The sequence below is a fragment of the Nostoc sp. NMS4 genome, assembly GCF_017115095.1.
Classification (GTDB): domain Bacteria; phylum Cyanobacteriota; class Cyanobacteriia; order Cyanobacteriales; family Nostocaceae; genus Nostoc.
Window position 1 is genome coordinate 23,029 of the sequence record NZ_JABXKI010000301.1, and the last position, 12,906, is coordinate 35,934.

Annotated in this window: 10 protein-coding genes and 1 other RNA gene; 6 read left to right on the top strand and 5 right to left on the bottom strand. The window is 42.1% G+C overall.

The genetic code is table 11. The annotated features are described in order from the left end of the window. Positions 1 to 19 precede the first annotated feature (19 nt). Positions 20 to 967, top strand: a complete 948-nt coding sequence (locus tag HWQ37_RS28485) for a F0F1 ATP synthase subunit gamma (protein WP_292753777.1) — start codon at positions 20 to 22, stop codon at positions 965 to 967. 173 nt (positions 968 to 1,140) lie between these two features. Here HWQ37_RS28485 and HWQ37_RS28490 read toward each other — a convergent pair whose 3' ends face one another. The 3 genes from HWQ37_RS28490 to HWQ37_RS28500 all read right to left on the bottom strand — a co-directional run bounded on the left by HWQ37_RS28490 (position 1,141) and on the right by HWQ37_RS28500 (position 2,324). Then, the gene (locus HWQ37_RS28490; protein WP_292753778.1) at positions 1,141 to 1,407 is read right to left on the bottom strand and encodes a Txe/YoeB family addiction module toxin; all 267 of its coding nucleotides are present in this window, start codon (positions 1,405 to 1,407) and stop codon (positions 1,141 to 1,143) included. Further along, positions 1,400 to 1,654, bottom strand: a complete 255-nt coding sequence (locus HWQ37_RS28495; protein WP_292753779.1) for a type II toxin-antitoxin system Phd/YefM family antitoxin — start codon at positions 1,652 to 1,654, stop codon at positions 1,400 to 1,402. The genes HWQ37_RS28490 and HWQ37_RS28495 overlap by 8 nt, the downstream gene beginning before the upstream one ends. 94 nt (positions 1,655 to 1,748) lie before the next feature. Further along, positions 1,749 to 2,324 (bottom strand): Uma2 family endonuclease, encoded by a 576-nt coding sequence (locus HWQ37_RS28500; protein WP_292753780.1) that lies wholly within the window; start codon positions 2,322 to 2,324, stop codon positions 1,749 to 1,751. Between the two features lie 93 nt (positions 2,325 to 2,417). Here HWQ37_RS28500 and ssrA point away from each other — a divergent pair. Beyond that, positions 2,418 to 2,808, top strand: a transfer-messenger RNA (tmRNA) gene (gene ssrA / locus HWQ37_RS28505). Positions 2,809 to 2,940: 132 nt separating this feature from the next. Here the strand turns inward: ssrA and HWQ37_RS28510 are convergent. Further along, a complete protein-coding gene (locus HWQ37_RS28510) occupies positions 2,941 to 3,402 on the bottom strand; it encodes a helix-turn-helix domain-containing protein (protein WP_292753781.1) in 462 nt (153 codons plus the stop codon). A 1,014-nt stretch (positions 3,403 to 4,416) separates the two neighbouring features. Between HWQ37_RS28510 and HWQ37_RS28515 the strand changes: the two genes are divergently transcribed. The 3 genes from HWQ37_RS28515 to HWQ37_RS28525 all read left to right on the top strand — a co-directional run bounded on the left by HWQ37_RS28515 (position 4,417) and on the right by HWQ37_RS28525 (position 8,564). Continuing rightward, entirely contained in the window at positions 4,417 to 6,156 is a 1,740-nt protein-coding gene (locus tag HWQ37_RS28515; protein ID WP_292753782.1) for a diflavin flavoprotein, read from the top strand. A gap of 119 nt (positions 6,157 to 6,275) precedes the next feature. Beyond that, the gene (locus tag HWQ37_RS28520; protein WP_292753783.1) at positions 6,276 to 7,988 is read left to right on the top strand and encodes a diflavin flavoprotein; all 1,713 of its coding nucleotides are present in this window, start codon (positions 6,276 to 6,278) and stop codon (positions 7,986 to 7,988) included. Positions 7,989 to 8,384: 396 nt separating this feature from the next. After that, positions 8,385 to 8,564: a hypothetical protein gene (locus HWQ37_RS28525; RefSeq protein ID WP_292753784.1), complete on the top strand. Its 180-nt coding sequence runs from the start codon at positions 8,385 to 8,387 to the stop codon at positions 8,562 to 8,564. 20 nt (positions 8,565 to 8,584) lie between these two features. Here HWQ37_RS28525 and HWQ37_RS28530 read toward each other — a convergent pair whose 3' ends face one another. Then, positions 8,585 to 9,877, bottom strand: coding sequence for a dicarboxylate/amino acid:cation symporter (locus HWQ37_RS28530; protein WP_292753785.1), 1,293 nt, complete (start codon positions 9,875 to 9,877; stop codon positions 8,585 to 8,587). A gap of 193 nt (positions 9,878 to 10,070) precedes the next feature. Between HWQ37_RS28530 and HWQ37_RS28535 the strand changes: the two genes are divergently transcribed. Then, positions 10,071 to 12,701, top strand: coding sequence for a DNA polymerase III subunit alpha (locus tag HWQ37_RS28535; RefSeq protein ID WP_292753786.1), 2,631 nt, complete (start codon positions 10,071 to 10,073; stop codon positions 12,699 to 12,701). Positions 12,702 to 12,906: the final 205 nt, after the last annotated feature.

Genomic DNA, 12,906 nt, shown 5'->3' on the forward strand with positions numbered 1-12,906 from the left:
GGACTCAGAACTTAAAGTTATGGCCAATTTAAAAGCAATACGCGATCGCATTCAGTCGGTCAAAAACACCAAAAAAATCACAGAAGCCATGCGTCTCGTAGCTGCGGCTAGAGTGCGGCGGGCGCAAGAACAAGTGCTAGCAACTCGTCCCTTTGCCGATCGCTTGGCACAAGTATTATATGGTTTGCAAAGCCGTCTGCGCTTTGAAGAAGCAAACCTACCACTACTGAAAAAACGCCAAGTTAAGTCAGTTGGGTTGTTGGTTATTTCAGGCGATCGCGGTCTATGCGGCGGCTACAATAATAACGTCATCCGTCGTGCAGAAAACCGTGCCAAAGAAATCAAGGCAGAAGGTTTAGACTATCAATTTGTACTCGTCGGACGCAAAGCTACGCAGTACTTTCAACGCCGCAATCAGCCCATTGATGCCACCTATACCGGTTTAGAGCAAATTCCCACCGCCGCAGAAGCCAATCAGATTGCCGACCAACTACTTTCCTTGTTCCTTTCCGAAGAAGTTGACCGCATCGAATTAATCTATACCAGATTCCTTTCCTTGGTTAGCTCCCGTCCTGTAATCCAAACCTTACTGCCACTCGATCCACAAGGTCTAGAAGTCGGTGATGATGAAATCTTCCGCTTGACAACCCGTGGTGGTAAATTTGAAGTCGAACGGGAGAAAGTGACTAAGGAAGTCCGCCCATTGGCTCCTGACATGATTTTCGAGCAAGATCCCGTGCAGATTCTCGATTCTCTATTGCCCCTGTATCTGAGTAACCAGTTATTGCGGGCGCTGCAAGAATCGGCAGCTAGTGAACTAGCAGCGCGGATGACAGCCATGAGTAATGCCAGTGAAAATGCCGGTGAACTAATTAACACCCTCACCCTGTCTTACAACAAAGCGCGACAAGCTGCAATTACCCAAGAACTACTTGAGGTTGTAGGCGGTGCTGAAGCACTAACTTAGAATTCAATTGGTAATTATTACTAATAGCTAATTGCTGGTAACTTTAAAACTAGCGATTAGCTATTTTTGGTTTTGAGCGATCGCTATTCCTGAAACTGTAGCAGCTTCTAGTATAATAGTAGATTGGTAAAGCGATCGCTCTCGAAAGCAGCTTTACTGAGCAAAGTTCGGTGTCAATCAGAATAGTGGTATCGACAAGCAATAATTGTTAAATACTCATCATCCACCGCATAAACTAACCGATTCGTATCATCAATTCGCCGCGACCAAAAGCCGACTAGGTTTTCCCTCAGCGCTTCTGGCTTTCCGATTCCCTCAAACGGTAGTCGGATTGTTGCCTCAATGAGCTTGTTAATTCGTTTTAACGTTTTCTTATCTTGCCCTTGCCAATATAAATAATCATTCCAAGCCTCATCCGTCCATGCTAGCTTTCTAGTCATCCAACAAATTGCGCTCCACCACTTTTCCCTGCTTGAACTGAGCAATAGAACGCTCCAAATGGGTGGCATTAGCGGGAGACTTAAGTAAATGCACAGTCTCTAGCAAACTATCAAATAACTCTAGCGACATCACTACGGCATCCTCCGCATCCCGTCTGGTGATGATGGTATAGTCGGCATCTTCCACCACTCGGTCTAAAACAGCCTTGAGGTTATTTCTCGCTTCGCTAAAAGACACAACTTTCATTTACTTGATTCTTGTACTGTTTATTGTACAAGTATAGCGATTCAAAATATATTCAGCGATCGCAAGCAACTACAAAATCAATATCTAATCGCCCCTAACTTCGTGACACAAAAAGACGTGCTACTTCACAGGCAAAGTTAGGCAGCAATGGTGATGTCATCACATCATCTACTAGTAATGTTGTAACCAGTTTTAACTGAGCATTATCCCGTCGATAGATTTCAATTCTTTGAGCGATGCGATCGACAATCCAATACTCCTTGACTCCCTGAACCGAATACAATTTCAATTTAGCTAATCGATCGCGGTCAACATTTGCTTTTCCTTTTGACAGCACTTCCACTACCAGTTCCGGCGCTCCGTGAAAATGCCCCGCTTCATCTTGAATTTCAGCCAACCGTTCATAACTTACCCACACCACATCGGGAGCTACATTATCAGAGTCTGAAAAAATCAGTCCTGGCATAATGGAGGGTTCTCCCAAACCACTATCTATAGACCAAGTATTTAGCACTGAAAAGATACATCCAATTACGTGCTGATGTTTATGGTGGGGCGATCGCGTCATAAACAATTCTCCATCGATAATCTCATAACGAATCAATTCGTTATCGGGTAATGCTGCAACATCTTGAATTGTCCAGCGAACTCTGCTTGTAGTCTGACTCATGACACTTAAGCCTAAGTAATAAGAGTTTAATATTTCTTTGTCATCCTGTGACACATATCCCTAACAGCAAACTATAATATATATATAGCGCATGGGTCCGTCACGGTTTCGACAGGTTGGCGAACGCTGCTCTGTGATTCAGGTCGAGAGTGAGTCTCCTCTCGGAAATCAAAGGCTCAAACAAAAAGTAAATGCGAATAACATCGTTAGCTTTGCTCGTAAGGATGCTCTAGTAGCAGCCTAAAACACCTCTTACAGGTTCGAGCGTCTTTAGTTTGACTCCGTTAAGGACTGAAGACCAAACCCCAACGGATGCTCTAGCAAGCGTTCTCTGGTTGGCTTGCTGGCTAAGATCAAATCAGAGCATCCTACGTTCGGGATAATGAACGATTCCCGCCTTGAGGGTCAGAAAGGCTAAACCTGTGAATGAGCGGGGGGTCAATACCCAATTTGGACAGCAGTTCGACTCTGCTCGGATCCACTAAAAATAGCTAACAAGTCCACTTGACACTCTGATGTGTAAGTGGACTTTGTTTTATAGAAAACTGCCATCATACAGCAGAATTTAGAATTTATATCATTCGCAAGTATGTCAACCAGGTGTTCTTAATACCTTTCAGCTAATTATCTGCTGTTCCTGGGTTTGTGTGCGTGTGCTTCCCAAACTCCTTTCCCTTTTTTTCAGTACCCGTCGTAGTCTATCTGCACTCAAGTTAACTTGACGCTCAGATGCCAGTTTTTTTGCTAATTGTTTAGAGTTATAAGTTTCTGACTCTTGAGCTAAACAATTTTCGAGATAAACCAAATCTGATTCCGAATATCGGCGTTTTCCTCCTCGACCTGGAGCATCCCATAAACCTGCTAAACCCATCTTTTCCCAGCGATGAAGGGTTTGACGGATTGTTGAAATCGCCCAGTTCAAACCTTTTGCAATTTGCTCATTTTTTAAGCCGCGAGCATTCAGTAGTAAAACTTGAGCGCGATCCTTGGTACGTTGAGGAACATTTTTGGCTTTTCTCAACTCTTCTAAAGTCAGCTTTTCTTGTTCTGTTAGAAAGACTTTTAATCGGCATCCCATAAACAATAACCCTTTACACAATCAATTTTTGTCATTTTTTGGATCTATTTACGCCTGTATTGCTACGTGATAAGTATTGGCTTGAGAATACTATCAAAGGTTGCAATTTTTCATCAACAATGGATTTTTATAAAAAGTTAGGCAGATCGGAGATGACACCATTAACCTATATAGGCAAATTTATTCTGTAGCCGGAAGCTGTAGCTTATAACTATGACAAGAAAAATTTGTTGGCGTTATCTTGATTAATGCCTAAAGTCGATAATAAAGGACTGTATCATTAAATTCCTGAGATTATTCCTATGCTTACGGAGGTTTATCGAAACTTTAAAAATTATTTTTATGCTAGTTTCCATTGAGATGAGCAAAAAAATATATACAAGCCTAGTTTCTTTTCATTAAACTAGTCTCTGGAAAGTTGCCTTGATTAATCTCCAAAAAAATATCTGTTTTCTCAACTTTACATAAAGTTTATATTCTACATCACCATGTTTTTGTTTTAATCAAAAACATATTCAATACCCTTGGATAAACCAATATTAACAGCTTATGTGATGCTTATTAAAAACCTAAGAAAGTTTGTCCTACTTTTCCTACTTTTCCTACCTTTCCCACCTTTCTAATTAAGGGAGTATGCCGAAAAAGTAAATTTGTCTACTTCACATATCAATATGTACTCTGACAGCATCAAGTATTACAAGTAATTTAGGGTTAGTAGATCAACCAACAATACAATATTGTTTAGATTATGCTTTTCTGGTTAAAAAATATAATTGGTATGATATTTTTGAATTAGAATCAAACTAGATAAATAGCCAAATTAAATACTCAGTAAGCCTTAAGAATCAATTAATATTTAGGATATTTTTTGAGTCATGTTTTTGGCTAAAAAACAGCAATAATTGATACAAGTTAAATTTCTCAAAAACTGATATTCATTACAACTTCAACATTAAATAATAGAGACAATGGGGGCAGAAGAAAAACCTGTTAATTTGCGCTCGGAGACGAATAATGGTATCGATGTCTACGACCGGCAAGGCCAACGCAGAAAACGTTCAACATCGGCTAACTATACAAACTGTAGAAATTGCCCCTAACACAACGGCGATTCGCTCTCTTGATTGGGATCGCGATCGCTTTGATATCGAATTCGGACTGCAAAACGGCACAACCTATAATTCATATCTAATTAGGGGCGAACAAACAGTTTTGATTGATACTTCTCACCAGAAGTTTCGCGATCTGTATTTAGAGACTCTTAAAGGTCTTGTTAACCCCAAAACAATTGATTACATAATTGTTAGCCACACAGAGCCAGACCATAGCGGCTTAGTAGAAGATGTCCTCCAGTTAGCTCCTAGAGCCACCGTCTTAGCCTCAAAAGTTGCGCTGCAATTCCTTGAGGGATTGGTACACGACCCTTTTTCCAAGCGGGTTGTGAAAACTGGCGATCGCATCGATATCGGCAAAGGACACGAAATGGAATTCGTGAGTGCGCCTAACCTGCACTGGCCGGATACAATCTTTAGCTTTGACCGCAAAACCCAAATTCTCTACACCTGTGATGCTTTTGGGATGCACTTTTGTGACGATCGCACCTTTGACGAAGATTTAGAAGCGATCGAAGCTGACTTTAGATTTTACTACGACTGCTTAATGGGTCCTAACGCTCGTTCGTTGCTGAATGCGATGAAGCGGATGGGCGATCTCGGAAAGATTAATATTATCGCAAATGGTCACGGCCCACTATTATACCACCATTTAGATGTTTTAACCGGGTGCTACGAAAATTGGAGCCAAAAACAAGCTAAAGCAGAAACAACAGTTGGCTTGTTTTTTGTCTCAGAATATGGATATGGCGAGCGCCTTGGTCACGCAATTGCCGAAGGTATTCTGAAAACTGGCGTTGGCGTAGAAGTACTAGATTTGAGTACTGCTGGGAGCCAAGAAATTCAAGAACTAGCCGGGAGAGCAGCTGGGATCATTATCGGGATGCCCCCGACTACTTCCGCCGCCGCCCAAGCCAGTATCAGTTCAGTGCTAGCTGTCGCCAAGAACAAGCAATTTCTTGGGCTGTTTGAATGTTACGGTGGGGATGATGAACCCATTGATACACTCCGCAGACAATTTCTTGACTCTGGCATCAAAGAAGCCTTCCCACCCATTCGGATTAAAGAGGCTCCCACAGCATCAACATTCCAGTTGTGTGAAGAAGCGGGTAAAGACATCGGACAATTGCTAGTGCGCGATCGCAACATCAAGCAAATCAAGTCCCTTGATGTCAACATGGAAAAGGCACTGGGTCGCATTAGTAGTGGACTATATATAGTCACCACGAAAAAAGATAATGTCTCAAGTGCAATGCTGGCATCCTGGGTAACGCAAGCGAGTTTGCAACCATTAGGATTCACAATAGCTGTTGCCAAAGACCGCGCCATTGATTCCTTAATGCAAGTAGGCGATCGCTTCGTCCTCAACGTTTTGGAAGAAGGCAATTATCAAGAACTCAAAAAACACTTCCTCAAGCGCTTGCATCCTGGTGCTGACCGCTTTGCAGGAGTGAAAACTCAAACCGCAAAAAACGGTTCGCCGATTCTGGCAGATGCTTTGGCATACATGGAATGTGAAATACAGACCAGCATGGAATGCAGCGACCACTGGATTTTATACTGCACTGTCCAAGAAGGTCGTGTCTCCAAAAACGATGGATTGACAGCCGTTCGCCATCGCAAAGTAGGTAATTACTACTAAGAAAGAAACAAGAGGTAACAGGTGACAGGGGAAAGCAAAGAAAACTATCCCCTGTTTCCTATGATCTATACCCTATAACCTATTCCCTATTCCCTGTTCCCTAACTTTATCCAACAGCTATGACCAATTCCAAGCCACGCGACGTACAAGTTTTACCAATTGCTACAAATACTAAAGCTATCAGAGCGCGTAGTTGGTCACGTCTGCGGTTTGAAATTGAATATGCACTTGAAAGAGGTACTACCTCCAATTGCTATTTAATTGAAGCTGATAAAACCGCACTTATTGATCCACCGCCAGAAAGCTTTACCGAAATTTATTTAGAGGCATTGCGGCAGACCTTAGATTTACAAAGTTTGGATTATATAATCCTGGGTCATTTTAGCCCCAATCGAGTTGCAACCCTCAAAGCAATTTTAGAATTAGCACCACAGGTAACTTTTGTCTGTTCTCTTCCTGGTGCGAACAATTTGCGTGCGGCTTTCTTAGACCAAGATTTAAATGTCTTGGTAATGCGGGGGAAAGAAACTCTGGATTTAGGCAAGGGTCATGTTTTGAAATTCTTGCCCACTCCCAGTCCGCGTTGGCCGGAAGGACTTTGTACCTACGATCAGCAAACTCAAATTCTCTACACAGATAAGTTATTTGCAACTCATCTCTGTGGTGATGAAGTATTTGATGATAATTGGGAAGCGCTCAAAGAAGACCAGCGTTACTACTTTAACTGCCTGATGGCTCCCCAAATTCCTCATGTGCAAGCAGCTTTAGAGAAAATATCAGATTTGCAGGTGAGAATGTATGCTGTGGGTCACGGGCCTTTGGTACGCAGCAGCTTAATCGAACTCACCAAAGCTTATGGAGAATGGAGCCGTTCTCACAACGATCGCGAGATTTCCGTTGCCCTACTTTACGCTTCAGCTTACGGGAATACGGCGACTTTAGCACAAGCGATCGCTCTGGGACTAACTAAAGGTGGAGTCGCGGTAAAATCGATTAACTGCGAATTTGCCACACCTGATGAAGTTCGCATCAGCCTAGCACAGTCAGAGGGTTTTATCATCGGTTCTCCTACCATTGGTGGTCATGCACCAACTCCCATTCATACTGCTTTAGGGATTGTGCTATCGAGTGGTGACAACAGCAAACTCGCTGGGGTTTTTGGTTCCTATGGCTGGAGTGGCGAAGCCTTTGACTTAATTGAAGGTAAACTCCGGGATGCTGGATATCGCTTTGGTTTTGACACCTTGAAGGTGAAGTTTAAACCTGATGATGTCACTCTCAAATTTTGTGAAGAACTCGGTACAGACTTTGCCCAAGCACTGAAAAAAGCTAAAAAGGTACGCCTACCACAACAAGCCGCGACTCCAGTGGAACAGGCTGTTGGTCGGATTGTTGGTTCCGTTTGTGTGGTGACAGCAAAACTTGGAGAAGTGTCTACCGCAATGTTAGGCGCTTGGGTTTCTCAAGCCACCTTTAACCCACCCGGAATCACAGTTGCGATCGCTAAAGAACGAGCGATCGAATCTTTGATGTATCCAGGCGGTAAGTTTGCCTTAAATATTCTACCTGAAGGCAACCATCAAGAGTACATGAAGCATTTCCGTAAATCTTTCGCGCCTGGGGAAGATCGATTTGCCAACTTTAGTACAGCAGTTGCAGATAACGGTTGTACTGTCCTCACCGACGCGCTAGCATATTTGGAATGTTCAGTCAACCAACGTCTGGAATGTGGCGATCATTGGGTTGTGTATGCAACTGTGGACGAAGGGAAATTACTCAAGCCTGATGCTGTGACTGCCATTAACCATCGCAAAACCGGCACTCATTATTAGATACAACAAAATCGCCTTCGCTATAGAGCTAAGGCGTTTGATGACAAAAATTCTCTTTTTTCCTGGGATAGGCATCTTGCCCGTCCCAGTTTTTTTATGCTGAATCAGCAAAACTTAAGCAATTCAAAGGGTCATTCCAATATGTCCCAAACTTATAGTCATCCCTGAAAAAGAAAAAATAGTAGTCTAAGCGACAAATAGACTTCAAGACTTGTGAAACTAAATCAGAAAAATGGTGCGTGCAATTCTCAGTATTAAAGCGGAAACAACATAAATCCACTTGCCGAAATTCCGCAATTGCCACCAGGACAATCGTAAAACCGCAGTGTAGCCTTAACTAGAAAAGCAGTATCAGGCAATTGCTAGACAAAACTTTTATATTATTTTCTTGTTCTTATGACTCCAAAACACACCAAAATTAAATTTCCTATTTGGCAGTATCTGAACCAGCCCTTATTTAGTAGCGATACTAAATTAGTATTGAATCCCCAACGCTTTGTATTAATCTGGCGTCTGCAACTTTTAGAACGTTGCTGGACTAAAGAATGTGACGCTAAAGGGCCTCAACAGCATTAGATATCTAAAAAGCTGGCAAACTAAGCCTCGTCCATAGAACGAGGCTTTTTGCCGTCAAGTAAAGCACTGACAGTCATATCTCCCATAACATTAATGGCAGTGCGGCAGCGATCGAGAAACCAATCTACAGTAACTAGCAAAGCGATGTACTGGGTAGGTAAGCCGACAGAAGTGAATACTAGTGTCATTGTTACCAGTCCCGCATTGGGAATGTTTGCCGCCCCGACAGATGCAAAAATTGACGTAAGGATGACAATTAACTGCTGTGGCAGACTTAGATGTTGCCCAATCAGTTGGGAAATATACAACGCAGACATTGCTTCATAAAGCGCAGTACCATCATTATTGAAATTTGCCCCAACTAATGCCCCCAAAGCAGCAGAAGATTCCCTTAAACCGACTTTTGTTTGCAAAACCTCAAAAGTTATAGGCATTGCTGCCGCCGAGGAAGAAGTTGAGAAAGCTGTCAAAAAGGCATCAGAACCGCCAGCGAGAAATTTTAATGGGTGTACCCAAGAACCAAATTTGACTCTGGTGAGATAGTAGCACGCTTGCAATACCAGCGCTAATAATACCGCTACGATGAATGCACCCAAAGATTTAAACGGTGCAAAGCCCTGCATTGCAATAGTTTTAGCTACAATCCCAAAGACTGCGAACGGCACTAAGGCAATTACCCAGTTGAGGATACGGACTACTGCTTCAAATAAAATTCCGATGACATCCTCTATCGGCTGGAATCCATTCTTGCCTTGAGCGATTTGTTCAGATTTTAATGCCCGCAGAACGATGCCAAAACTTAGAGCAATCACAATCAGTTGGATGACATTATTATCAACCAAGGGCTTGAGGACGGCTTCTGGTACAGCATCTTTGAGTATTCCCCAAGGATCGAGACTTTGAGGAGTTATTGCCGTAGTCGTTGAAGTGCTTACATTGCCCCAAGTCCCGGGACGCAGCACATTCGCTACCAAAAGTCCCACTAAAATAGCTACGGTAGTGTTAGTTAAAAGTAACACTGCTAACCGCCGTCCGGCTGTACCAGGGATGTTAGTAGTCATCAAGGTATGTAGCACGGCTGCAAAAATTAGGGGTGTAGCTAAGGCGCGGAGAGCCTTTAGTACCAATTCCGCCGGAATTGCTAAATTGTTGATTAAAGTGGCGTTGCTGGGATTAGGATTCCCCGCACCAAGGGCAATGCCGACGCTGACTGCTGCTACTAAGGCGATGAGAATTTGTAACGTGAGAGGGATACGCTGCCACCAAGGGCTAGCTTTGGTTTCAGGCGAAGTAGTTCTCTCTGTTTGACTCATTGGCTAGATACTGGTTAACTGCTGTAATTATTAAAACAACACTAATAATAGTAATAATTCCCGAAAAAGAACAGCTTTAATTTTGGTTAAAAACTGTTAATCTAAGATTCCGTTGGTTTACAAAATCTGGCTCGAAAGGGTATACCACAAGGTAGACCCCTAGAGATATCTTGGCTTGTGGTTGGAGATGCTTATGTCCTTTGTGCCTTTACATATTCACAGTGACTACAGTTTACTTGATGGAGCAAGTCAGCTTCCAGAGTTGGTGGATCGAGCGATCGCACTGGGAATGAAAGCGATCGCCCTTACCGATCATGGTGTCATGTATGGTGCGGTTGAACTGATCAAAATCTGCCGTAGTCAAAATATTAAGCCGATTATCGGCAATGAAATGTATATTATTAACGGCGATATTGAAAAACAAGAACGCCGCCCCAAATATCATCAAGTTGTTTTAGCTAAAAATACTAAAGGTTACAAAAATTTAGTCAAATTAACCACAATTTCTCACCTTCAAGGTGTTCAAGGCAAAGGAATTTTTTCTCGTCCTTGTATTAATAAAGATTTATTAAAACAATATCATGAAGGCTTGATTGTTACTAGTGCTTGCTTGGGTGGAGAAGTCCCCCAAGCGATTCTTAGTAATAGACCAGATGCCGCCCGGAAAGTTGCTCAGTGGTATAAAGATGTATTTGGTGATGATTATTATTTAGAAATTCAAGACCACGGTTCCCAAGAAGACCGGATTGTGAATGTAGAAATAGTAAAGATTGCGCGGGAACTAGGGATTAAAATTGTTGCTACCAATGATTCGCATTTTATTTCTTGTTTTGACGTTGAAGCCCACGATGCTTTGCTATGTATCCAAACGGGCAAATTAATTATTGAAGATAAGCGGATGCGTTATAGCGGTACAGAGTATCTCAAATCTGGTGAGGAGATGCAGCAGCTATTTCGTGACCATTTGCCGGATGATGTGATTGTCGAAGCGATCGCTACCACTGAAGAAGTGGCGGATAAAGTCGAGCCTTATCATATTATGGGTGAGCCTCAGATTCCTACACCTCCCATTCCCTCTGGTCATACTGCTGATACTTATGCCGAAGATGTTGCATGGAGTGGACTTTTAGAACGCTTAAATCGCAAATCTCGCCAAGAAGTCGATTCCGTCTATAAAGAAAGATTGGAATACGAACTAAAAATGATTCAGCAGATGGGTTTTTCCAAATACTTTTTAGTTGTATGGGACTACATCAAATTTGCTAGAGATAACAACATTCCTGTGGGGCCAGGTCGGGGTTCGGCGGCTGGTTCATTAGTTGCTTATGCAATGCGAATTACTAATATTGACCCTGTGCATCATGGCTTACTATTTGAACGTTTTTTGAACCCAGAACGTAAATCAATGCCTGATATTGATACAGATTTCTGTATCGAACAACGAGATAAAGTGATTGAATATGTAACTGAAAAATATGGTGCAGATAGAGTTGCCCAAATTATTACTTTTAATCGCTTAACTTCTAAAGCAGTTTTAAAAGATGTCGCCAGAGTATTAAATATTCCCTACGGGGAAGCTGATAAAATGGCGAAATTAATTCCTGTGGTGCGGGGGAAACCAACTAAACTCAAGGTGATGGTTTCCGATAAAACTCCAGAACCAGAGTTTAAAGAGAAATATGATAAAGAACCCCATGTCCGCCATTGGCTTGATATGGCGATGCGAATTGAAGGAACTAACAAAACCTTTGGTGTGCATGCGGCGGGTGTGGTAATTTCTGCCGATCCCCTGGATGAAATTGTGCCGCTACAGAAGAATAACGACGGTTCTGTGATTACCCAATATTTCATGGAAGACTTGGAATCACTGGGTTTATTGAAAATGGATTTTCTGGGTTTGCGGAACCTGACGCTGATTCAAAAAACTGTGGATTTGATTCAAGAAACCAGAGGATATCGGGTCGATCCTGATGAAATTCCTCGTGATGAAAGAAAAGCCCAGAGGATATTAGCCAAAGGCGAACATACCAGTTTACCTAAAGATGTCCAAAAAACTTATGAATTATTAGAAGCAGGTGAGTTAGAAGGGATATTTCAATTAGAATCTTCTGGGATGCGTCAAATCGTCCGAGATTTGAAACCTTCTAATATAGAAGATATTTCTTCAATTTTGGCACTTTATCGACCTGGCCCATTAGATGCGGGGCTAATCCCTAAATTTATTAACCGCAAACATGGGCGAGAAAATATTGATTATCAACACCAAATTCTAGAACCAATATTAGACGAAACCTATGGAATTATGGTCTATCAAGAGCAAATCATGAAAATTGCTCAAGATATGGCGGGATATTCTTTAGGACAAGCTGACTTGCTGCGTCGGGCGATGGGTAAAAAGAAAGTTTCTGAGATGCAAAAGCAGCGAGAAAAGTTCGTGGATGGCGCGGCGAAAAATGGCGTTCAGAAAAAGGTTGCGGATGAATTATTTGAGCAAATGTTGAAGTTTGCTGAATATTGTTTAAGCTATGACACGGAAATATTGACAGTAGAATATGGATTAATGCCGATTGGGAAAATTGTCGAAAAAGGTATTGAATGTAGTGTTTATAGTGTTGATAATAATGGGAATATTTACACGCAACCTGTGGCACAGTGGCACGATCGCGGAGAACAAGAGGTATTTGAGTATTGTTTGGAAGATGGTTCAATAATTCGGGCAACAAAAGATCATAAATTTATGACTGTTGATGGTCAAATGTTGCCAATTGATGAAATATTTGAACACGAATTAGATTTGATGCGGGTTGAGGGTTTGCCGAATTGAGAGGAGGGGTATTCAGAGGGAATAGAATTCCCTGTCTAATAGTGCAAGTCCTCTAGAAGAGGACTAGAAAAAACTTGGTTTAATTGTTCACTAGTTTTACATAGTCGTCTTCAGACGACTTTAGCTTTCAGACAGGGAATTTCATTCCCTGGCTGCTCTTTGAGAGTCGCTTTGTAAACAATTTATCCTACCATCCCGCTAACCA